Annotated in this window: 19 protein-coding genes; 11 read left to right on the forward strand and 8 right to left on the reverse strand. The window is 69.4% G+C overall.

What is annotated here, in order from left to right; translation table 11 throughout:
* Positions 1-2: 2 nt before the first annotated feature.
* Both AC1DWR_RS01435 and AC1DWR_RS01440 read right to left on the reverse strand, forming a co-directional pair.
* The gene (locus AC1DWR_RS01435; protein ID WP_477615445.1) at positions 3-1,058 is read right to left on the reverse strand and encodes a hypothetical protein; all 1,056 of its coding nucleotides are present in this window, start codon (positions 1,056-1,058) and stop codon (positions 3-5) included.
* Positions 1,055-1,573, reverse strand: a complete 519-nt coding sequence (locus tag AC1DWR_RS01440) for a SigE family RNA polymerase sigma factor (protein ID WP_477615444.1) — start codon at positions 1,571-1,573, stop codon at positions 1,055-1,057. Before AC1DWR_RS01440 ends, AC1DWR_RS01435 begins: the two co-directional genes overlap by 4 nt.
* A gap of 165 nt (positions 1,574-1,738) precedes the next feature.
* Here AC1DWR_RS01440 and AC1DWR_RS01445 point away from each other — a divergent pair, with 165 nt between their 5' ends.
* Positions 1,739-2,776, forward strand: a complete 1,038-nt coding sequence (locus AC1DWR_RS01445; protein ID WP_477623388.1) for a hypothetical protein — start codon at positions 1,739-1,741, stop codon at positions 2,774-2,776.
* Positions 2,777-2,784: 8 nt separating this feature from the next.
* Here the strand turns inward: AC1DWR_RS01445 and AC1DWR_RS01450 are convergent, their stop codons facing one another.
* Complete coding sequence (locus AC1DWR_RS01450; protein WP_477615442.1) at positions 2,785-3,303, reverse strand: DUF1990 family protein; 519 nt, start codon at positions 3,301-3,303, stop codon at positions 2,785-2,787.
* Positions 3,300-4,442 carry an LOG family protein gene (locus tag AC1DWR_RS01455; RefSeq protein ID WP_477615441.1) on the reverse strand — a complete coding sequence of 381 codons (1,143 nt, stop codon included), beginning with the start codon at positions 4,440-4,442 and terminating at the stop codon, positions 3,300-3,302. Before AC1DWR_RS01455 ends, AC1DWR_RS01450 begins: the two co-directional genes overlap by 4 nt.
* Positions 4,443-4,487: 45 nt before the next feature.
* Between AC1DWR_RS01455 and AC1DWR_RS01460 the strand changes: the two genes are divergently transcribed.
* Positions 4,488-5,486, forward strand: coding sequence for an aminoglycoside phosphotransferase family protein (locus tag AC1DWR_RS01460; protein ID WP_477623389.1), 999 nt, complete (start codon positions 4,488-4,490; stop codon positions 5,484-5,486).
* A gap of 9 nt (positions 5,487-5,495) precedes the next feature.
* Here the strand turns inward: AC1DWR_RS01460 and AC1DWR_RS01465 are convergent, their stop codons facing one another.
* From AC1DWR_RS01465 to AC1DWR_RS01480, 4 genes are read right to left on the reverse strand one after another with little or no spacing between them, the layout of a single operon-like run.
* Complete coding sequence (locus AC1DWR_RS01465; RefSeq protein ID WP_477615439.1) at positions 5,496-5,885, reverse strand: pyridoxamine 5'-phosphate oxidase family protein; 390 nt, start codon at positions 5,883-5,885, stop codon at positions 5,496-5,498.
* A 14-nt stretch (positions 5,886-5,899) separates the two neighbouring features.
* Positions 5,900-7,279, reverse strand: a complete 1,380-nt coding sequence (locus AC1DWR_RS01470; protein ID WP_477623390.1) for an NAD(P)/FAD-dependent oxidoreductase — start codon at positions 7,277-7,279, stop codon at positions 5,900-5,902.
* 16 nt (positions 7,280-7,295) lie between these two features.
* Positions 7,296-8,732 (reverse strand): aspartate aminotransferase family protein, encoded by a 1,437-nt coding sequence (locus tag AC1DWR_RS01475; RefSeq protein ID WP_477615437.1) that lies wholly within the window; start codon positions 8,730-8,732, stop codon positions 7,296-7,298.
* A complete protein-coding gene (locus AC1DWR_RS01480) occupies positions 8,729-9,214 on the reverse strand; it encodes an Lrp/AsnC family transcriptional regulator (protein ID WP_477615436.1) in 486 nt (161 codons plus the stop codon). The genes AC1DWR_RS01475 and AC1DWR_RS01480 overlap by 4 nt, the downstream gene beginning before the upstream one ends.
* Before the next feature lie 171 nt (positions 9,215-9,385).
* On the opposite strand from AC1DWR_RS01480, the gene AC1DWR_RS01485 reads away from it, so the two are divergent.
* The 9 genes from AC1DWR_RS01485 (at position 9,386) to AC1DWR_RS01525 (ending at position 19,976) form a co-directional block, all read left to right on the forward strand.
* Positions 9,386-10,843: a gamma-aminobutyraldehyde dehydrogenase gene (locus tag AC1DWR_RS01485; RefSeq protein WP_477623391.1), complete on the forward strand. Its 1,458-nt coding sequence runs from the start codon at positions 9,386-9,388 to the stop codon at positions 10,841-10,843.
* A 57-nt stretch (positions 10,844-10,900) separates the two neighbouring features.
* Positions 10,901-12,127, forward strand: a complete 1,227-nt coding sequence (locus AC1DWR_RS01490; protein WP_477623392.1) for a polyamine ABC transporter substrate-binding protein — start codon at positions 10,901-10,903, stop codon at positions 12,125-12,127.
* Positions 12,127-13,236 (forward strand): ABC transporter ATP-binding protein, encoded by a 1,110-nt coding sequence (locus AC1DWR_RS01495; protein ID WP_477615433.1) that lies wholly within the window; start codon positions 12,127-12,129, stop codon positions 13,234-13,236. The genes AC1DWR_RS01490 and AC1DWR_RS01495 overlap by 1 nt, the downstream gene beginning before the upstream one ends.
* Positions 13,236-14,150, forward strand: a complete 915-nt coding sequence (locus AC1DWR_RS01500; protein ID WP_477615432.1) for an ABC transporter permease — start codon at positions 13,236-13,238, stop codon at positions 14,148-14,150. Before AC1DWR_RS01495 ends, AC1DWR_RS01500 begins: the two co-directional genes overlap by 1 nt.
* A gap of 1 nt (position 14,151) precedes the next feature.
* Entirely contained in the window at positions 14,152-14,952 is an 801-nt protein-coding gene (locus tag AC1DWR_RS01505; RefSeq protein ID WP_477623393.1) for an ABC transporter permease, read from the forward strand.
* 6 nt (positions 14,953-14,958) lie between these two features.
* A complete protein-coding gene (locus tag AC1DWR_RS01510) occupies positions 14,959-16,236 on the forward strand; it encodes a saccharopine dehydrogenase family protein (protein WP_477623394.1) in 1,278 nt (425 codons plus the stop codon).
* A 34-nt stretch (positions 16,237-16,270) separates the two neighbouring features.
* Positions 16,271-17,365 carry an agmatinase gene (speB, locus tag AC1DWR_RS01515; protein ID WP_477623395.1) on the forward strand — a complete coding sequence of 365 codons (1,095 nt, stop codon included), beginning with the start codon at positions 16,271-16,273 and terminating at the stop codon, positions 17,363-17,365.
* A complete protein-coding gene (locus tag AC1DWR_RS01520; protein WP_477623396.1) occupies positions 17,365-18,825 on the forward strand; it encodes an NAD-dependent succinate-semialdehyde dehydrogenase in 1,461 nt (486 codons plus the stop codon). The genes speB and AC1DWR_RS01520 overlap by 1 nt, the downstream gene beginning before the upstream one ends.
* A gap of 83 nt (positions 18,826-18,908) precedes the next feature.
* A complete protein-coding gene (locus tag AC1DWR_RS01525; RefSeq protein ID WP_477615427.1) occupies positions 18,909-19,976 on the forward strand; it encodes a DnaB-like helicase C-terminal domain-containing protein in 1,068 nt (355 codons plus the stop codon).
* Positions 19,977-20,050: the final 74 nt, after the last annotated feature.

Genomic DNA, 20,050 nt, shown 5'->3' on the forward strand with positions numbered 1-20,050 from the left:
GCTCAGCTCGGGGGGACGAGGGCTCGCAGTGCCGCTGTGGTCTGGGCTGAGGGGATGAATCCGGTGCGGTTCACTCCACGGACCCAGAGCTCGTCGAGGCACGCGGTGCTCAGCCTGCGCTCGTCACCGGCTTCCGTCACCCCCACGATGGAGTAGGTCCAGTGACCTTCGCCGCTGCAGCCCTCGTTACCCCCGAAGAAACTGGGCCAGCGGGAGCTCACGTCCGCGTTGAGCTGGGCGAGGGTGTCGGAGGGGACGGGGATGGACCGGTAGCTCCGCGCGGTCAGGGGCTCCACCGGGCTCACCGGATCGCCGGATAGGAAGCTCGGTGCAAGGCAGAACGTCGCAGCCACGAATGGCGAGTGAAGCTCGTGTGTCAGGGAGCCAGGCTTGCGGGTCGTGAGCCAACTCTGTTCGCCGCGGCAGGCGTACTGCGGACGGCTGGCCGACCGCGCTCGCACGTCAGCCTCTTCCTCCGCGAGACCATTCAGGAAAGAGGCCAGCGCGCGGCTGCCATCGCAGGCGAGCTCGCGACTCCGGAAGGTGCGCAGCTGTCCGGTGCCCGACTCCACCGTGACAGTGAAGGCCGGGCCGGGGCGCCCTGTGCCACAGGGCCACTGGTCGCTTCGACCGAGGAGGTTCAGCATGCCCGTCTGCCGACCAGTGATCCGATCGGTTGGCAGTATCCAGCCGTTGTCCGTGCCGTTCGAGGTCTGGGTCCCCGCCGGGGTGGCGTCAGGGCACACCCAGGCGGCGCGCAAGCCAGCCAGGTCGGGACCGTTGACGCTGGCGATGGTGGTGACCCGCGCTTGGCGGGTGCAGTCAGCGGGCGTCAGGAAAGGCCCCGCGGGCACGACGCGGGTTGGCGGGTCGAACGATCCCAGCAGCAGCCCGGCGGCGACCAGGATGGCGGCCGTTGCGCCGGCGACTCCGAGCTGGCGGGCCCGTCGGGCACGCGCGGCGTAGTGGCGTGCCCCGTCGGCCAGCCCGTCGGTGGCTGGTTGGGCCGGGGCGAGCTCGTGCAGGGCCTCACGGAGTCGGGTGTCGAGGTCGCTCATCGAAGTTCTCCCTCGGTCACGGCGAGTGCAGGACACTGGCGCAGGGTCGCCAGCGCCCGCGCGCTCTGGCTCTTGACGGTCCCGACGGTGCAGCCGAGCAGCTCCGCCGTCTGTACCTCTGTGCGGTCCTCGAAGTAGCGCAGCACGATGACGGCACGTTGCCCCTTCGGGAGGGAGGCGAGCGCCACCAGCAGGTCACGACGCTGGTCGGGGTCGACGCCCCTGGCGGGGAGCTCGGGCAGCTGCTCCGTCGGGTACTCGGCGTTCCACCGCCGACGCCACCAGGCGATGTAGGTGGTCAGCATGACCTTACGGACGTACGCCTCCCGCGGACCGACCTCGATGGAGTCCCATCGGGGCCAGGTCTTCCCGAGAGCCGTCTGGACGAGGTCCTCGGCCCTCTGCCGGTCGCCGGTCAGGAGGAAGGCGGTGCGCAGGAGGGCTGGGCCACGTGCCGTGACGAAGGCGTCGAACCCCGCCGTGGTGGCGTGCTCGGCGGTGCCCACGACGGCCATGCCCCTCTCCTCTCGCTCCACCAGGAAGAGCGGCCGACCCACCCACAAGGTTGTCATCGGGAGCCAGGTCGACCAGCGCCATTCTCCTCGTCCGGCACGAAGTCGACACCGACAACCTTTTGCCGCCCCCAAGGCCTCGTGACGGATAGACGGAAGGGAGGAGCCATGTCGGCAACTCGAGTGCTCGGTGCCGTGTCGGGGGTGTTGCTGCTGGCAGTGGCCGGCTGCAGCGGGGAGGACTCGGCGGCGGCCACGTCGCCACCAGTCACGTCAGGCACCACCGCCACCAGGTCGACCCCGGCCGCGGCTCCCGTGCCGGCGGTGGGTGAGGAGTGGCTGGCCTACCAGGACAGCACATTCCGGATCCAGCTCGTGCGTCCGGACGGCTCGGACGACCATGCCCTCGACACCGTGAGCACCGGACCGGAGGACAATCCCGACTGGTCTCCCGACGGGACGCGCCTGACGTTCGTGGGCTCGGGCGACCAGGCGGGCAGCAACGCCGGGCTGTGGGTGATCGGCACCGACGGCAGCGGCCTGACGCGGGTCGTCAGCTGTGAGACGCCCTGCGAGTACCTCGACGACCCGGCGTGGTCACCCGACGGGTCGCAGATCGCCTACAGCCGCATGCAACCTCACGGTCAGACGGGCGGCACCCTGGAGACCGTGGAGGTGGGGACGGGCAGGACCAGGACGTTGCTCAGCGCGAAGGCGGGGGAGTTCTTCTCCGGTGTACGCTACGCGCCCTCGGGGAAGGCGCTCGTGGTCGAGTGGGTGCTCGCGACCCCCAAGGACCACGAGGACATCAAGGGGGTCACGCTGGCCCGCGTCGACCTCACGAAGACACCGCCAACGGTGACGCGGCTGACCCCTCCTGCGGTGTTCGCGCAGACACCCGACTGGAGTCCCACCGGCGACCTCATCGTCTACGCCGCACTCCCGAAGGCCGGCTCCTCCGCCAACGACCTCTACCTCGTGCGACCTGACGGCGGCGCCCCCCGACGCCTGACGAACCTCGTGGCCGCAGGGAGCGGGGCCCTCTACCCCGACTTCACCGAGGACGGGTCCGCCGTGGTCTTCCTCGGCGCCGACGCGTCCGGAAAGCCGCGCTTCAGGGTCGTGGACCTGGCCACCGGCGCGGTGTCGCCGGCCCTCGGCGGCCTCGTCGCCGGGGTGCATCCACGATCCAGGCCCGTGCCGTGACCCGACCGTCACGAGCCGTGGTCGACCGCTCGCTGTACCGCCCTGAGGTAACCGAGCGCGGCGACGTGTTGAAGCCTGCGGGTCAGCGGACCGCCGAGACGCGTCAGCCAGCCGGCGGGTCGTGAGTAGGCGCGCACGACGGCGTACACGTCGGCGCCGCGGCGCTCCACGAGGAAGCCCTCCTCGCCGCTCTCGACGTGGCCCTCGAGGGTGCCGTAGCCGAACCCGGTGCGCTCCGGGCCCTCCTCGGCCCAGACGATGCGGCACGGCACGCCGACGACGAGGAGACGGCTCAGGATCTCCACGCCGACGGCAGCCCGCGGGGCCGTCGCCTGTGGCCGCAGCCCCAGTCCTCGCTGGGCCCCATAGGTCATCACGGACTCACTGGCCGATCGGTATGCCGCGTCGCCGGCTCCCAGCCGCCGCTCCACCGCGAGGTGGTGGTAGCCCTGGGGCAGCGGGCCGTCGAGCGTCAGGCCTCGCGGCTGGTAGGTGAACTGGCGTGCGGCCAGGTCAGCGAGCTTCACGGAGCCTCCTCGGTGCGCTCCGCGGTGGACGCGAGGACGATCTGGACGGCTTGCTCGGCGGTCTCGACCAGGTGGATCACCGAACCCATGCCGCGCTCCTGGCCCAGGGCGCGCACGGCGGCCCAGACCGGCACCGTCTCCGACCAGTACTCCTGGCCGACGAGGACGAGCGGCGCGAGCGGGGACTCTCCCGGCGCGTAGAAGAGAGGGGTGACCGCCTGGAAGATCTCCTGCACGGTGCCCGCCGCTCCCTCGAGGACGACCAACCCCGCGGTGGCCCGGGCGAGGAGGCCGTCCTCGCGGATCGCGTTGGAGAAGTACTTGCCGATGCCGTCACAGAAGACGTTCGGCGGCTCGTGGCCGTAGAACCACGTGGGGATGCCGAGGCTGCCCGCGTCGTCAGCGCGCGGCAGCTGCGCCCGCACCGCCAGGGCGGAGCTCACCCAGGCAGAGACCGACGGTCGGAACGACGGCACTGCCGCGAGCTGCTCGAGGGCAGCTGCGACCGAGGACTCGTCGCGGGCGAGGGCTCCGAGGTTGGCGGCCTCCATCGCACCGGGTCCGCCACCAGTGGCGACGACCAGTCCTCCCGCAGCGAGGGAACGCCCGAGTCCCGCCGCGGCGGCATACGCCGTGGTGCCACGCGCCAGTGCATGGCCACCCATGACACCGACGACGGGGCGCCCTGCGACGAACTCGTCGAGGGCATCCGTGATGGAGTCGTCGTGGATCGCCCGCAGGAGGGTGACGAAGGCGTCACGGTGCACCGCGCCGTCCCTCATCCATTGGTACGCAAGGAAATCCGGTGTCGACTCGTAGCCGCCTCCAGCGAGTCCGGCATACAGCTCGTCGGCGGTGTAGAGCGAGGCGCGATAGGGGTCGATCGGTGCGTGCGGGTCGGTCGGGAACACCAGCGCGCGGTGCGCACCGAGGTGCGCGCCCAGGGCGGGCGAGAGGCGCCCACCGAGGACCACGAGCCCTTCGACGTCGGTTCGAGCGAGCAGGCTGTCCTCGTATGCCGTGAGGTCGAGGTCCTGGAAGCGCAGGCCGGTGAGCGGGCGGCCTGACGAGAGCACGGCGTCGAGGTCGGCAAGGTTTTCGACCTCCGGGTCGGGGGTGCTCCTGCGGGCGCCGTCCATGGCCTGACTCTAGACGCGGCCGTGGCCTGTCTAGAGTCGGGTGGCATGGACGCGGGCTTCTCACAGGAGGTGGCGACCGACGCCTGGCGCGCCGAGGCAACGCGGTGGATCACCGACGAGCTCGCCGCGGTTGGTCTGGGTGTCACGGGCGACATCGAGCAGCCGCGGATCCGACCGTGGTCGACCCAGCTCGTCGTGCCGAGCGACCAGGGCACGGTGTGGTTCAAGGCCAACTGCCCCTCGGCCGCGTTCGAGCCGGCGGTCCACCTCGCCCTCGCGGAGCTCGAGCCGGGGGAGGTCGAGGCGCCGCTGGCGATCGACGCCGAGCGCGGCTGGATGATGACGGCCGACCGCGGGCTGACCCTGGGGGAGCGCCACGACGCCACGCTGGCGGACTGGCAAGCCGTCGTCGCCCGGGCGGCACGCGTCCAGCGTCGTGTGGCAGGCCACGGCGGGACGCTGGTCGAGCGCGGCCTGCCGGACTGCTCTCCGGGCACTGTCCCTCAGCGGTACTCGTGGCTCGTGGGGCAGCTCGAAGCGTTGCCCACCGACCATCCGTCGCATCTCCCCGCTGACGAAGCGCGGTCATTGCGTGATCGGTCAGCAGTGGTGGACGCCGCCGTGGAAGCACTGCTCGCAGCGCCGATGCCTTCGAGCCTTCAGCACGGTGACCTGCACCCCCGCAACGTGTTCGTCCTCGACGACGGACTGCGCTTCTTCGACTTCGGCGATGCCCAGTGGGCACACGTGCTGGAGGTCCTCGCAGTGCCCTACGGCTTCGCGACCCGGGTCACGCACCAGCCGTGGGCCGAGATCCTCGACGCGTACGCCGCGGTCTGGTCCGACGTCATCGATGCCGAGGCGCTCCAGGCGCTGATGGGCCCCGCGATGGTCACCCACGCGGTCAACCGGTCCTTCACCTGGTTCGGTGCCGTCGTGGGAGCGCAGCCCGACGAGCTGGCCGAGTGGGGCGACGCGCCGCTGTACTACCTCAGGCTGGCACTCGAACCGTTCCCGCCGGCTGACCCGGAGTCCGGCCCGTAGCGACCGACGCTAGACGTTGCCGAGCACGCGGTCGACGGCGATCTCGACAACGACCCGTTCGGGGTTCTCCCGTGGCACGCGGTAGCGGGCGGCATAGCGGTCGACCGCGTCGGCCACCGCTGCCGCGTCGGTGAGCACCCGGGCCGTCCCCTCGAAGGAGAGCCAGTGCCGGCCGTCCACCTGGCACACGACTGCGCGACCTCCCAGGGCGGCGTTGCGGGCCTTGCGACTGCTGCCACTGGTGATCACGCGAACGACGAGTTCCGCGCTGTCCCAAGTGAATCCGACCGGCACGACATGGGGTGACCCGTCGGCGCGCAACGTCGTGAGCGTGGCCAGGTGTCGGGCCGTGACGAACTCGAGGGCGGCGGGGGACAGGTCAGCGGGGGCGGTCGACACGAGTGGAGTCTTCCCTAGTGGCCGGTGAGGGCGCTGAGCAGCCTGCCGAGCCGGGCCGGACGGCCGGTGCGCGCCTCCTCGAGGTCGGCGGCGTGAGCCAGCCTGAGACCCGCGTTGATGCCGGCCCACCGCAGGGGTTCGGGCTCCCAGCGTCGGCTGCGGTGCCCGACCCACGGCAGCTCGGTGAGCGGTGTGGGCCGACCAGTCACCAGGTCGGCCAAGGTGCGTCCCGCGAGGTTTGCGGCTGCGACCCCGTCCCCGACGTAGCCCCCTGCCCAGCCCAGGCCGGTGGACCGGTCGTGGCCCACGGAGGGGTGCCAGTCGCGCGCGATCCCCAGCGGGCCACCCCAGGCGTGCGTGAAGCGGACGCCTTCCAGCTGGGGGAGGAGGTCGGTGAGGGTCGCGCGCAGGTCGGCGAAGACGGTGGGCTCGTGGTCGAACTCGGGCCTGATGCGCGAGCCGTAGTGGTAGGGCGCTCCTCGCCCGCCGAACGCCAGTCGGTCGTCGGCCGTCCGCTGGCCGTAGATGATCACGTGGCGCTGGTCGCTGAACACCTCGCGCTCGGCGAGCCCGATCGACTCCCACCGCGCTGCCGTCAGTGGTTCAGTGGCGACCACGAGCGAGTAGACCGGGGCGACGGTGCGGCGCTCGCCGGCGAGCTGCGGCGTCCACGCCTCGGTGGCCCGGATGACGTGGCGCGCCATGACGTGACCGCCGTCGGACAGCGTCGCGCGGCCGGGCTCGATGGTGCTGACCCGCGCCCCCTCGACGAGCTCGGCGCCCTGCGACCGCACGGTCGCAGCCAGGCCGTCGACGAGCATCCGCGGGTGCACCCGGGCGCAGTGTGGGGTGAACGTCGCGCCCTGGACCCGACTGGCGGCCAGCCGCTCGGTCGCCTCGGTGGCGTCGAGCCAGCGGGTGCCGGTGCCCCACTGCTCCGCGTGGGCCACCTCGGCCCGCGCCCTGGCGACCTGGGCGTCGGACCGCGCCAGGGCGAGGGAGCCGCCCTTGCGGAATCCGCACTCGATCGCCGCGGATTCCGTTGCCCTGCCGACCTCGTCGACCGTGCGTCGCAGCTCCTCCAGCATGGCCAGGGCGGCGCTGCGACCCCGGCGGCGGGCCAGCGCCTCGGGACCGACCGGCCACAGCGCGGACACCCAGCCCCCGTTGCGCCCGCTCGCACCGAAGCCGACCTGCTCGGCCTCGAGGACCAGGACGTCGAGCGAGGGGTCAGCCAGCAGCAGGTAGTGCGCCGTCCAGAGCCCGGTGAAACCGCCGCCGACGATGACCACGTCCGCACGGGGCGGGACGGGACGTGAGGAGGGCCCGGGTGCCGGCGACGCGGCATACGGGCCCTGCTCATGTCCGTCACTCGACCACAGGGGTTCGGTCACGGGGCGTCGACGCGTGTCAGAGGTGCTTCTCGGCGCCGGTGAGCACCGAGCGGAGACGCGACTCGATGTCGTCGAACTCGGTCTGCCCGATGATCAGCGGCGGCGCGAGCTGGATGACCGGGTCGCCGCGGTCGTCGGCACGGCAGTAGAGGCCGGCGTCGAACAGCGCCTTGGACAGGTAGCCGCGCAGCAGTCGCTCGGACTCCGCGTCGTTGAACGTCTCGCGGGTCTCCTTGTCCTTGACCAGCTCGATGCCGTAGAAGTAGCCGGCGCCGCGGACGTCGCCCACGATCGGCAGGTCGAGCAGCTTCTCGAGGGTGGCCCTGAACTTGGGGGCGTTGTCCTTCACGTGCTGGTTCAGGCCCTCGCGCTCGAAGATGTCGAGGTTGGCCATCGCCACTGCCGCGCTGACCGGGTGGCCGCCGAACGTGTAGCCGTGCGGGAAGTAGGTCGTCCCCTTCTTGAACGGCTCGAAGAGCCGGTCGCTGGCGATCATCGCGCCGATGGGGGAGTAGCCCGAGGTCATGCCCTTGGCACACGTGATGATGTCGGGCACGTAGTTGAAGTCGTCGCACGCGAACATCGAGCCGATGCGGCCGAAGGAGCAGATCACCTCGTCGGAGACGAGCAGGACGTCGTACTCGTCGCAGATCTCGCGGACCCGCTCGAAGTAGCCGGCCGGCGGCGGGAAGCAGCCTCCGGAGTTCTGCACCGGCTCGAGGAACACGGCGGCCACGGTGTCGGGACCCTCGAACTCGATGGCCTCGGCGATCCGGTCGGCGGCCCAGCGGCCGAACGCCTTGTCGTCGTCGCGCAGGTGCTCCGGAGCGCGGTAGGAGTTGGTGTTGGGGACCTTGAAGGCGCCGGGCACGAGCGGCTCGAACATCTCCTTGGCCGCGGGGATGCCGGTGATGGACAGGGCGCCCTGGGGGGTGCCGTGGTAGGCGACCGCGCGGCTGATGACCTTGTGCTTGGTCGGCTTGCCGGTCAGCTTGAAGTACTGCTTGGCCAGCTTCCAGGCCGTCTCGACGGCCTCGCCTCCACCCGTCGTGAAGAACACCCGGTTGAGGTCACCGGGGGCGCCGGCGGCCAGGCGTTCGGCCAGCTCGATGGCGCGGGGATGGGCGTAGGACCACAGCGGGAAGAAGGCGAGCTCCTTGGCCTGCTTGGCGGCCGCCTCGGCGAGCTCCTCGCGGCCGTGGCCGACCTGGACGACGAAGAGCCCGGCGAGTCCGTCGATGTACTCGTTGCCGCGGTCGTCCCAGATCTTGTGGCCCTCACCGCGGGTGATGATGGGGACGCTGTGGCCCATCCCGCCCTCGCTGCGGTCCTCGAACACCGAGTGGCGCGTGAAGTGCATCCACAGGTGGTCGCGAGCGGCCTCGCTGTGCAGCGTGCCGAGCGGCGTGTGCGTGTCGCTGGACGGTTCGAAGATGGACAGGTCAGTGGTCATCGAGTACCCCAGTTGTAGTGCTGTTTGTTGAGTTTCAGGTAGACGAACGTCTCGGTGGTCTGCACCCCGGGGAGGGTGCGGATGCGCCGGGTCAGCAGGTCGAGCAGCTCGGCGTCGTCCTCGCAGACGACCTCGGCCAGCAGGTCGAAGGAACCTGCCGTCGTGACGACGTAGGACACCTCCGACATGGCGGTGAGGGCGTCGCCGACCGGTAGCAGGTCACCGTCGACGCGGATGCCGATCATGGCCTGCCGGCGGAAGCCCACCTGCAGGGGATCGGTGACCGCGACGATCTGCATGACCTCCTGGTCCAGGAGCCGCTGCACGCGCTGGCGCACCGCCGCCTCGGACAGCCCCACGCGCTTCGCGATCGTCGCGTAGGACTGCCGACCGTCCACCTGCAGCTGCTCGATGATCGCCTTCGACACATCGTCGAGGCGCACATCGGTGCTGGTGCTGGCGGGCCGGGTCACGGTGGCCATGGTGTCCTTCGAAACCGCTTCGCGCAAGTCCCAACACGACGGAATCGATCGCCACTGCATCAAATCGGCGACGATTTCCGCATTCTGACGGCCAGAACCTATTGAAATCCGCTGTGAGGCGGCTACAGTGCCACACACCGGAATCAGTAGCCGATCCGCATTGGAGCATCAGTGACTGCCACGTCCGCGGGCCCCCGTGTCCTGCGCAACTTCATCAACGGCGAGTTCGTGGAGGCGCGCGGCGATGCGACCTCCGACATCGTCAGCCCGGTGACCGCCCAGGTGGTCGCCACTGCCCCCATCTCGACCGCGGACGATGTCGACGCCGCCTACGCCTCGGCCGCCAAGGCCTTCGAGGAGTGGGGTCAGACCACCCCCAGCGAGCGGCAGCAGGCGCTGCTCAAGTTCGCCGACGCCATCGAGAAGCGATCCGACGAGTTCGTCCGCCTCGAGTCCGAGAACACCGGCAAGCCGCACGCCCTGACGGCGAGCGAGGAGATCCCGCCGATGGTCGACCAGCTGCGGTTCTTCGCCGGCGCCGCTCGGGTGCTCGAGGGCCGCGCCGCGGGTGAGTACATGAAGGGTCACACCAGCTGGGTCCGTCGCGAGCCGATCGGGGTCGTCGGCCAGGTGACCCCCTGGAACTACCCGATGATGATGGCCGTCTGGAAGATCGGCCCTGCGCTGGCCGCCGGCAACACCATCGTCCTCAAGCCGTCCGACACCACTCCCGAGACGACCCTGCTGATGGCCGAGATCGCCTCGGAGTTCCTGCCGCCAGGCACGTTCAACGTCGTCACGGGTGACCGCGACACCGGTCGCGCGGTCGTCGAGCACAAGACCCCCGCCCTCGTAGCCATCACCGGCTCCGTGCGGGCCGGGATGCAGGTCGCCGAGAGCGCCAGCCGCAATCTCAAGCGCGTCCACCTCGAGCTCGGTGGCAAAGCACCGGTCATCGTCTTCGACGACGCCGACATCGAGGCAGCGGTCGAGGGCATCGCCATCGCCGGCTACTTCAACGCCGGTCAGGACTGCACGGCCGCGACCCGGGTGCTGGCCGCTCCGCACATCCACGACGACTTCGTCGCGGCCTTGGGGGAGTACGCCAAGAACTCGGCGACGGTCGGTCTGCCGGACAACGACGACGCGCTGCTCGGCCCCGTCAACAACCGTGGCCAGCTCGAGCGCATCGAAGGGTTCCTGTCGCGACTGCCCGACCACGCGTCGGTCGCCGCCGGTGGCCACCGGATGTCCGGCCTGGGTGACGGCTTCTTCCTCGAGCCGACCGTGCTCTCGGGGCTGCAGCAGGACGACGAGGCCATCCAGGACGAGATCTTCGGTCCGGTCATCACCGTCCAGCGCTTCACTGACGAGGCGGAGGCCCTGCGGTGGGCCAACGGAGTCGACTACGGGCTGGCCTCCAGCGTCTGGACCAAGGACTTCGGCCGGGCGATGCGGGTGTCCAAGGCCCTCGACTTCGGCTGCGTCTGGATCAACACGCACATCCCGATCGTCGCCGAGATGCCCCACGGAGGGTTCAAGAAGTCCGGCTACGGCAAGGACCTGTCCATGTACGGCTTCGAGGACTACACGCGCATCAAGCACGTGATGGCCAACATCGACAGCTGAGCCACCCGCGTCACGCGGTCCAACGCCCCGACTGCCCCCACCCCGCAGGAGAGATCGATGAACGAACAGACCCCCGTCACCCCCATACAGGCAGCGTTCCTGCGTGGCGTGCTCAGCCGCCGCACCCTCATGGTGGGATCCGCCGGTCTCGGGGTCGCCGCCCTGGCAGCCTGCGGATCCAAGGGCAAGACCGCCACGAACTCGGGCAGCAGCACCACCGCGCCCACGGCCAAGGCGGCCCAGGACATGTCCGACACCGAAAAGGTCATCAACTGGTCGAACTGGCAGCAGTACATCGACGTCTCGGACGACGAGAAGAGCCGCCCGACACTCGATGCCTTCACCAAGGCCACGGGGATCAAGGTCAACTACACCGAGGACTACAACGACAACGACGAGTTCTACGCCAAGGTCCGGCCGCTGCTCGCCGGCGGCCAGGACACCGGTCGCGACGTCTGGTGCTCCACCGACTGGATGGTCGCCAGGCTGATCCGACAGGGTTACGTGCAGCCGCTCGACAAGGCCAACATCCCCAACGCCAAGAACCTCGAGGCAGCCTTCCAGGACGTGTCCTTCGACCCCGGCCGCAAGTACTCCCTGCCTTGGCAGGCCGGCTTCGCCTGCATCGGGTACAACACCAAGGCGACGGGTGGCAAGAAGATCGAGACGATCACCCAGCTGCTCACGGACCCGTCGCTCAAGGGCAAGGTCACCCTGCTGTCGGAGATGCGCGACACCGTCGGTCTCGTCCTGCTCGACCAGGGCAAGGACCCGTCGAACTTCACCGATGCCGACTTCAAGGCCGCGATCGACATGATCCAGAAGGCCAAGGACGCGGGCCAGATCCAGAAGTTCACCGGCAACGAGTACACCGACGGGCTCAGCGCCGGCGACATCGCCGCCTGCGTCGCGTGGTCGGGTGACGTGGCATCGCTCGGGCTCGACGCCCCCGAGCTCGGTCTGACCCTCCCCGCCGCCGGATACACCCTGTGGTCGGACAACTTCGTGATCCCCGCGATGGCCAAGCACAAGAAGAACGCCGAGCAGCTGATCAACTACTACTACGACCCCAAGGTGATGGGCGAGGTCGAGGCCTGGGTCAACTACATCTCGCCGGTGACCGGCACCAAGGACGCGGTCGTGGCGATCGACAAGAGCCTGGGCGCCAACCAGCTGATCTTCCCCTCGGCCGAGACCTTGTCCAAGGCGAAGAAGTTCCGGGACCTCACCGCCAAGGAAGAGTCCGAGTACACCCGCATGTTCACCAACCTGGCGACGGGCTGATGGCGACGGAGACGTCCGGGGACCTGCGGCTGACCGGTCTGACCAAGCAGTTCGACACCTTCACCGCGGTCCACCCCATGGACCTCGTGATCCCCCAGGGCTCCTTCTTCGCGCTGCTCGGCCCATCAGGCTGCGGCAAGACGACGACGTTGCGGATGGTGGCCGGGCTCGAGCACCCGAGCGGGGGGCGGATCCACATCGGCGACACGGACATCACCGACACCAAGGCGCACCAGCGCAATGTCAACACGGTGTTCCAGTCCTACGCGCTCTTTCCCCACATGAGTGTGATCGACAACGTCGAGTTCGGGCTCAAGCGCCGAGGCGACAAGGCCGCCAAGGCCAAGGCCAGGGAAGTCCTCGAGCTCGTCCAGCTCGGGGAGGTCGCGACCAAGAAGCCGGCGCAGCTGTCCGGGGGCATGCAGCAGCGCGTCGCGCTCGCCCGTGCGGTCGTCAACCGTCCCGACGTGCTGCTGCTCGACGAGCCCCTCGGCGCCCTCGACCTCAAGCTGCGACGCCAGATGCAGATCGAGCTCAAGCGGATCCAGCAGGAGGTCGGTCTGACCTTCATCCACGTCACCCACGACCAGGAAGAGGCCATGACCATGGCCGACACCATCGCGGTGATGAACGCCGGGCGGATCGAGCAGCTCGGTGACCCGGCCACCCTCTACGAGCGTCCGGCGTCGACGTTCGTGGCCAACTTCCTGGGCCAGTCCAACCTGCTCAAGGCCACGGTGACGGGTGGTGCGACAGGCGCGGAGGTGCCGGTCACGGCATACGACACGCCACTCACGGTGGCTGCTGACCACCTGCCCGAGGGCACCAAGGACATCTGGCTCGGGGTGCGGCCCGAGAAGCTCCGCCTGGGGGAGCACGGAGGACCCAACCGCCTCAGTGGCACGGTCACCGACGTCTCCTTCTCGGGTGTGGCGACGCAATACCTCGTGCGTATGCCGTGGGGCCAGGAGCTCACCGTCGTGCAGCAGAACGACGGGTCGGGTCGGGCGAGGCGGGGAGACGACGTCACCGTCTCGTGGGCGGCCGAACACGGGTTCGCACTCGACGCGGCGCAGGCCGCGGACGCCGGCGTCGAGGAGGAGGGGTAGTGGCCGAGGTCGCTGCCATCGGCGCGGGGACACCCGTCAACAAGCCCGTCCGTCGGGGTCGCTGGGTTCCCTACGCGCTGCTGGCCCCCGGTCTGTTGTTTCTGCTGGTCTTCTTCGTCGCACCCATGATCACGCTGGGGTCCCAGTCGCTGCAGGAGGGCAACGTCGACGAGGGCTACACGTTCACGGGCAACGTGGGCATCTACGCCGACGCCTTCGAGCGCTACTGGCCGCACCTGGTGCGGTCGGTCGGCTACGCCGGCAGTGCGACGATTCTCGCGCTGTTGCTCGGCTACCCGCTGGCGTACTTCATGGCCCAGAAGGCCGGTCGCTGGAAGAACATCCTGCTCGTCCTCGTGATCGCGCCGTTCTTCACGAGCTTCCTCATCCGCACGCTGGCGTGGCGCAACATCCTGTCCGACGACGGCCCGGTGGTGGCACTGGCCCAGAACACGGGCTTCACGAGCCTGTTGCAGGCCGTGGGCCTCACCGACAACGACACCCTCCTGGCGTCCAAGTTCGCCGTGATCTGCGGACTCACGTACAACTTCCTGCCCTTCATGATCCTGCCCCTGTACGCGTCGCTGGAACGTCTCGACAGTCGACTCGTCGAGGCGGCGGGCGACCTCTACGCCTCCCCGAGGGAGGCGTTCCGGCGCGTCACGTGGCCGTTGTCGCTGCCCGGGGTCGTCGCCGGCACGTTGCTCACGTTCATCCCGGCCGCGGGCGACTTCATCAACTCGCGGCTGCTCGGCAACACCCAGACCGTGATGATCGGCCAGGTCATCGACAGCCAGTTCCTGCGGGTGCTCGACTACCCCTTGGCTGCGGCGCTGTCGTTCATCCTGCTCATCCTCATCGTCGCCCTGGTGGCTGCCTACGTGCGCAAGGCCGGCACCGAGGAGCTGGTCTGACATGGCCGTCCTCGCCAGGATTCGCCGGCACCTCGTCGCCTTCGCGGCGTTCGCCGTGCTGCTCTACCTGCTCATCCCCAACGTCGTCGTGGCGGTGTTCTCCTTCAACGACCCCGTGGGCAAGTTCAACTACAACTGGGCACGCTTCTCGACGGACGCGTGGACGAACCCGTGCGGGTCGCCCGGGATCTGCAGCTCGCTGGGGCTCAGCCTGCGGATCGGCGTGACTGCATCCGTGGTCGCCACCGTGCTCGGCACGATGGTGGCCCTCGCCCTTGGCCGCTACCGGTTCCGTGGGCGGGCGGCCACGAACCTGCTCATCTTCGTCCCGATGGCCACTCCCGAGGTCGTCATGGGCTCCAGCCTGCTGACCCTGTTCCTCATGCTGGGGATCCCCTCAGGTGCGACGGCGATCCTCATCGCGCACATCATGTTCTGTGTCTCGTTCGTGGTGGTTGCGGTGAAGGCGAGGGTAGCCACGCTCGACCCACGGCTCGAGGAGGCTGCGGCCGACCTGGGTGCCACACCCGCCCAGACGTTCCTGCGGGTGACCCTGCCCCTGGCGGCGCCCGGTATCGCGGCCGGGGCGCTGCTGGCCTTCTCGCTCAGCTTCGACGACTACATCATCACCAACTTCAACGCCTCACCCAGCTCGATCACCTTCCCCATGTTCGTCTGGGGTGCGGCCCAACGTGGTGTCCCGGTCCAGGTCAACGTCATCGGCACAGTCATGTTCCTGGCGGCCCTCGGCTTCGTGATCACCGGGCAGCTCCTCTCCAGCCGACGTCAGAAAGCAGCCTGATCCGCCATGCGCATCCTGATGATCGGCGCCGGCGGCGTCGGTGACGCTGCCGCACGCATCGCCGTCGAACGGGACTTCTTCGAGTCCTTCGTCGTGGCCGACTACGACCTCGGTCGTGCTCAGGCCACGGTCGCGGCGGCGAGCGCCAGGCGTGACGGCGAGCAGCGGCTCGTCGCGGCCCAGGTCGACGCGTCGGATGAGGACGCGGTGGCCGCGCTGGCTCGCGAGCACGGGTCGACGCACGTGTTCAACGCCGTGGACCCGCGGTTCGTCATGCCCATCTTCAGGGGCGCCCTCGCAGCAGGTGCGGGCTACCTCGACATGGCGATGAGCCTGTCCCGCCGCCACCCCGAGGAGCCTTACGCCAAGGTCGGCGTCAAGCTCGGTGACGAGCAGTTCGCCATGCAGGGGGCCTGGGAGGAGTCGGGTCAGCTGGCCCTGTTGGGGATCGGGGTCGAGCCGGGGCTGTCGGACGTCCTCGCGCGCTATGCGTCCGACCACCTGTTCTCGACGATCGAGGAGCTCGGGACCCGTGACGGCGCCAACCTCGCGGTCCTCGACGACGACGGCAACGAGACCTTCGCGCCGAGCTTCTCGATGTGGACCATCATCGAGGAGTGCCTCAACCCGCCGGTGGTGTGGGAGCGCTCGCGGGCCGACGCGGGCGGGGGAGACGTCGAAGCGGGCTTCTTCACCCTGCCGGCGTTCAGCGAGCCCGAGGTCTTCGAGTTCCCCGAGGGCATCGGGCCGGTGGAGTGCGTCCACGTCGAGCACGAGGAGGTGCTCCTCATGCCCCGCTGGCTCGACGCGCAGCGGGTGACCTTCAAGTACGGCCTCGGTGACGAGCTCATCACCATCCTGCGCACCCTGCACACGCTCGGCCTCGACGGCACCGACCCCGTCAGCGTCAAGGGCGTGCAGGTGTCGCCCCGCGACGTCGTCGCCGCGGTGCTGCCCGATCCCGCCACCATCGGCCCGCGGATGAAGGGCAAGACCTGCGCCGGGGTCTGGGTCACGGGCACCGGCAAGGACGGTCAGCCGCGCAGCACCTACCTCTACCACGTGGTGGACAACGAGGAGACGATGCGTGACTACGGCGCCCAGTGCGTCGTCTGGCAGACCGCCGTCAACCCGGTGGTGGCCCTGGAGCTGTTGGCGAACGGCACCTGGAGCGGGTCTGGTGTCCTCGGCCCCGAGGCCTTCGACGCGGTGCCGTTCCTCGAGCTCCTGGCGGCGCCGAAGCCCGGCGGGTACGGCTCGCCCTGGGGCCAGGAAGACCGCTGAGACCATGACCTCGAAACGGCACTAGGGTCGAATCATGACGCGATACGGGCAGCAGTACGGCCCCGACTTCACCTTCCTCGGCGTGGACCGCTGCGACCTCGAAGACGAGAGCACGTATGCCGATGCGGACGTCGTGATCCTCGGTGCGCCCTTCGACGGGGGCACCTCACACCGGCCCGGAACGCGCTTCGGACCCCAGGCGATCCGGATGACCGACTACCTGCCGCACGACGGGTCGCGCCCCTCCCTGGCGCTGCGGACCGACGGCCTCGTCGACCTCCGGGTCGTCGACGCGGGCGACGTCGAGATGTACTCCGGCGACATCGAGCGGTCCCTGCCCAAGCTCGAGGCCGCGGTCGAGCGCGTCACGCGGGCGGGCGCCATACCCGTCGTCCTCGGGGGCGACCACTCGATCGCCTTCCCGGACGCCAAGGGTGTCGCCAACGTCCTCGGCCACGGTCGCATCTCGATGATCCACTTCGACGCGCACGCCGACACCGGTGACATCGAGTTCGGCTCCCTGTGGGGGCACGGCCAGCCCATGCGCCGGCTGATCGAGTCCGGTGCCCTGCGAGGCGACCGGTTCCTCCAGGTCGGGCTGCGGGGCTACTGGCCCCCGCCGGAGACCCTCGACTGGATGGCCGGTCAGGAGATGCGGTCGTTCGAGATGACCGAAATCGTGCACCGGGGTCTCGACGAGGTCCTCACCGAGGCGTTCACCATCGCCACGGACGACTGCGACGGTGTCTTCCTGTCGGTGGACATCGACGTCTGCGACCCGGGCCATGCGCCGGGCACCGGCACCCCGGAGCCCGGTGGGCTCTCGGCCCGACAGCTGCTCGACGCCGTGCGCCGGATCTGTCTCGAGCTACCGGTCGTCGGTGTCGACATCGTCGAGGTGAGCCCGCCCTACGACCACGCCGACATCACCGCCGCGCTCGCGAACCGCGTTGTCCTCGAAGCCCTTTCGGCGATCGCGCGCAAACGGCAGGACGAGCGGGAGGGAACTCGCTGGGACCCCTCGCAACCGCTGCTCGCCGGGCGCAACGGAGCCATTCCCGAGGGGCACATCCCGCAGCACCACCACACCCACGCCACGCACGACCACGCACCGGAGGACCACGGCTGATGGCCACCACCCAGAAGACCCTCATCGACTCGGTTCCCAAGGGACTGTTCATCGGCGGCGCGTGGCGCGACGCCACGGGCGGCGGCACCCTTGCCGTCGAGGACCCCTCGAGCGGTGCCACGCTCGCCCACGTGGCCGACGCCACGGTGGCCGACGGCAAGGCGGCCCTCGATGCAGCCGTTGCGGCGCAAGGGGACTGGGCCAAGACGCGTCCGCGCGACCGGGGCGAGATCCTGCGTGCAGCGTTCGAACGGATCACCGAGCGCGCCGAGGACTTCGCCACGCTGATGACCCTCGAGATGGGCAAGACGCTTGCCGAGTCGCGCGGAGAGGTGACCTACGGCGCCGAGTTCTTCCGCTGGTTCTCCGAGGAAGCCGTTCGCATCCACGGTCGCTGGTCGACGGCTCCCAACGGGGCGACCCGGCTGCTCACGATGAAGAAGCCCGTCGGGCCGACCCTGATGATCACGCCGTGGAACTTCCCGCTGGCGATGGGCACGCGCAAGATCGGGCCGGCCATCGCTGCCGGCTGCACCATGGTCGTCAAGCCGGCCAGCCAGACCCCGCTGACCATGCTCGCCCTGGCGGACCTGCTGCGCGAATGCGGGCTGCCCGCCGGTGTCCTCAACGTCGTCACGACGTCCCACACGGGTGACGTGATGGAACCCCTCATCCGCGACCCCAGGCTGCGCAAGCTCACCTTCACCGGCTCAACCGGGATCGGTCGCAGGCTGGTCGAGCAGTCGGCCGAACAGCTGCTCAGGGTCTCCATGGAGCTCGGCGGGAACGCCCCGTTCATCGTCTTCGAGGACGCCGACCTCGACCGGGCCGTCGATGGCGCGATGCTCGCCAAGATGCGCAACATCGGTGAGGCGTGCACGGCGGCCAACCGGTTCTTCGTCCACGAGGGTGTGGCTGACGAGTTCGCGAAGCAGTTCGCCGCGCGGATGGCCGGCCTGACCCTCGGCAAGGGCACCAAGAAGGGCGTCGACGTCGGTCCGCTGATCGATGCCAAGGCGCGCGACGGAGTCAGCGAGCTGGTCGAGGACGCCAAGGCCAAGGGGGGCACGGTCCTGACCGGCGGAGGACAGGTCAAGGGCCGGGGCTACTTCTTCGAGCCGACCGTGATCAGCGGGGTGCCCATGACGGCTCGGATGATGAAGGAGGAGATCTTCGGGCCCGTGGCCCCGATCGCCACCTTCCGTACCGAGGCCGAGGCCATCACCAAGGCCAACAGCACCGAGTTCGGCCTCGCCTCGTACGTCTACACGAACGACCTCGGACGGGTGATCCGGGTCAGTGAGGCGCTGGAGTACGGGATGATCGGCATCAACCAGGGGATCATCTCCAATCCGGCAGCCCCCTTCGGCGGCGTCAAGGCTTCCGGCTTCGGCCGGGAGGGTGGCTTCGAGGGCATCGAGGAGTACCTCGAGACCACCTATGTCGGGATTGCCCCTTAAGGGCTGAACTGGGGTCATCCGTTCGGTGCCAAAGTTCACCGAACCGTTTCCACCGGAGGCACATCGACGGTTCAATCTGTCGCATGACCAGCGCTGAACCAGCGGGAGCAAGCGTCCTGTCCATCACCGGCGAACCGCCAGTGCAGTCGCGCAACGTCGGCCGACTGCGATCGCTCGCCGACGTCCTCCTCGAGACGGACGAGAAGCTGCGGCTGGGCCAGACCGCCGGAGCACGCGTCTGGCCCACGGGCTTCGACGCCCTCGACGTGGCCCTGACCGGTGGCTTCCGCTCGGGCGAGCTGGTCCTTCTCGGTGGGCCGCAGGGACTGGGCAAGACGGCGATGGCGCTGCAGATGCTGCGCAACGCCGTCGCGGCCAACCGCAGCGCGGTGCTCTTCTCCTACGAGCACGACGCCCACAGCATCCTGGAGCGGCTCATCGCGATCGAGGCGGGAGCCATCGCCGGCACCGACGCCGTCGGTCTGAACAAGATCAGGGCCGGCTTCGAAGCCAGGCACAGCCGCACGAAGTCGATGCGCGAGCGCTTCGGTGAGACCGTCGGCGGCATGGAGGCCGTCGAGGCCCTCGAGAGCTACGGCCAACGACTGCACGTGCACACCTCGAGCGGGATGCACACCACGCTCGATGAGATCCGTGCCGCCGTTGCCGAGATCATCGAGACCGACGGACGCCCCCCACTGGTCCTGGTCGACTACCTCCAGAAGGTCCCGGTGGCCGGGGTCATGGGCGAGGAGGAGCGAGTCTCCATCGTCGTCGAGCGGCTCAAGGACATGGCGCTCGAGCTGGGCGTCCCGGTCCTGGCGATCGTCGCCGCCGACAAGTCCAGCCTGGTGGCCGGCCGGCGGATGCGGGTCAACGACCTGCGTGGCTCGTCGGCCCTCGCCTACGAGGCCGACGTCGTCCTGATCCTCAATGACAAGTACGACATCGTCGCCAAGCACCACCTCGTCTACCACCTGGGTAACGCCGAGCGGTTCCGCCACTGGGTCGTCATGTCGATCGAGAAGAACCGCAACGGCGCCGACCACCTCGAGCTGGAGTTCCAGAAGCGGTTCGACCAGGGCCGGTTCGAGCCGGCCGGTCGCGTGGTCGAGGAGCAGCTCATCGAGGAGCGTGTCTTCCAGGAGTAGGTGTGCCCGGACGCGCCACCCAGGTGGCGCAGGACGGTCGTCCGGCCAGCGGCTCGAGCGGGGCGGGACCGCGT

This window comes from Pedococcus sp. P2_E2 (assembly GCF_056403955.1).

Bases quoted from the DNA above. Each gene is read 5' to 3' on its own strand.
- AC1DWR_RS01435 (WP_477615445.1), bottom strand. From the start codon at position 1,058: ATGAGCGACCTCGACACCCGACTCCGTGAGGCCCTGCACGAGCTCGCC.
- AC1DWR_RS01440 (WP_477615444.1), bottom strand. From the start codon at position 1,573: ATGGCCGTCGTGGGCACCGCCGAGCACGCCACCACGGCGGGGTTCGAC.
- AC1DWR_RS01445 (WP_477623388.1), top strand. From the start codon at position 1,739: ATGTCGGCAACTCGAGTGCTCGGTGCCGTGTCGGGGGTGTTGCTGCTG.
- AC1DWR_RS01455 (WP_477615441.1), bottom strand. From the start codon at position 4,442: ATGGACGGCGCCCGCAGGAGCACCCCCGACCCGGAGGTCGAAAACCTT.
- AC1DWR_RS01460 (WP_477623389.1), top strand. From the start codon at position 4,488: ATGGACGCGGGCTTCTCACAGGAGGTGGCGACCGACGCCTGGCGCGCC.
- AC1DWR_RS01475 (WP_477615437.1), bottom strand. From the start codon at position 8,732: ATGACCACTGACCTGTCCATCTTCGAACCGTCCAGCGACACGCACACG.
- AC1DWR_RS01480 (WP_477615436.1), bottom strand. From the start codon at position 9,214: ATGGCCACCGTGACCCGGCCCGCCAGCACCAGCACCGATGTGCGCCTC.
- AC1DWR_RS01490 (WP_477623392.1), top strand. From the start codon at position 10,901: ATGAACGAACAGACCCCCGTCACCCCCATACAGGCAGCGTTCCTGCGT.
- AC1DWR_RS01495 (WP_477615433.1), top strand. From the start codon at position 12,127: ATGGCGACGGAGACGTCCGGGGACCTGCGGCTGACCGGTCTGACCAAG.
- AC1DWR_RS01505 (WP_477623393.1), top strand. From the start codon at position 14,152: ATGGCCGTCCTCGCCAGGATTCGCCGGCACCTCGTCGCCTTCGCGGCG.
- AC1DWR_RS01510 (WP_477623394.1), top strand. From the start codon at position 14,959: ATGCGCATCCTGATGATCGGCGCCGGCGGCGTCGGTGACGCTGCCGCA.
- speB (WP_477623395.1), top strand. From the start codon at position 16,271: ATGACGCGATACGGGCAGCAGTACGGCCCCGACTTCACCTTCCTCGGC.
- AC1DWR_RS01520 (WP_477623396.1), top strand. From the start codon at position 17,365: ATGGCCACCACCCAGAAGACCCTCATCGACTCGGTTCCCAAGGGACTG.
- AC1DWR_RS01525 (WP_477615427.1), top strand. From the start codon at position 18,909: ATGACCAGCGCTGAACCAGCGGGAGCAAGCGTCCTGTCCATCACCGGC.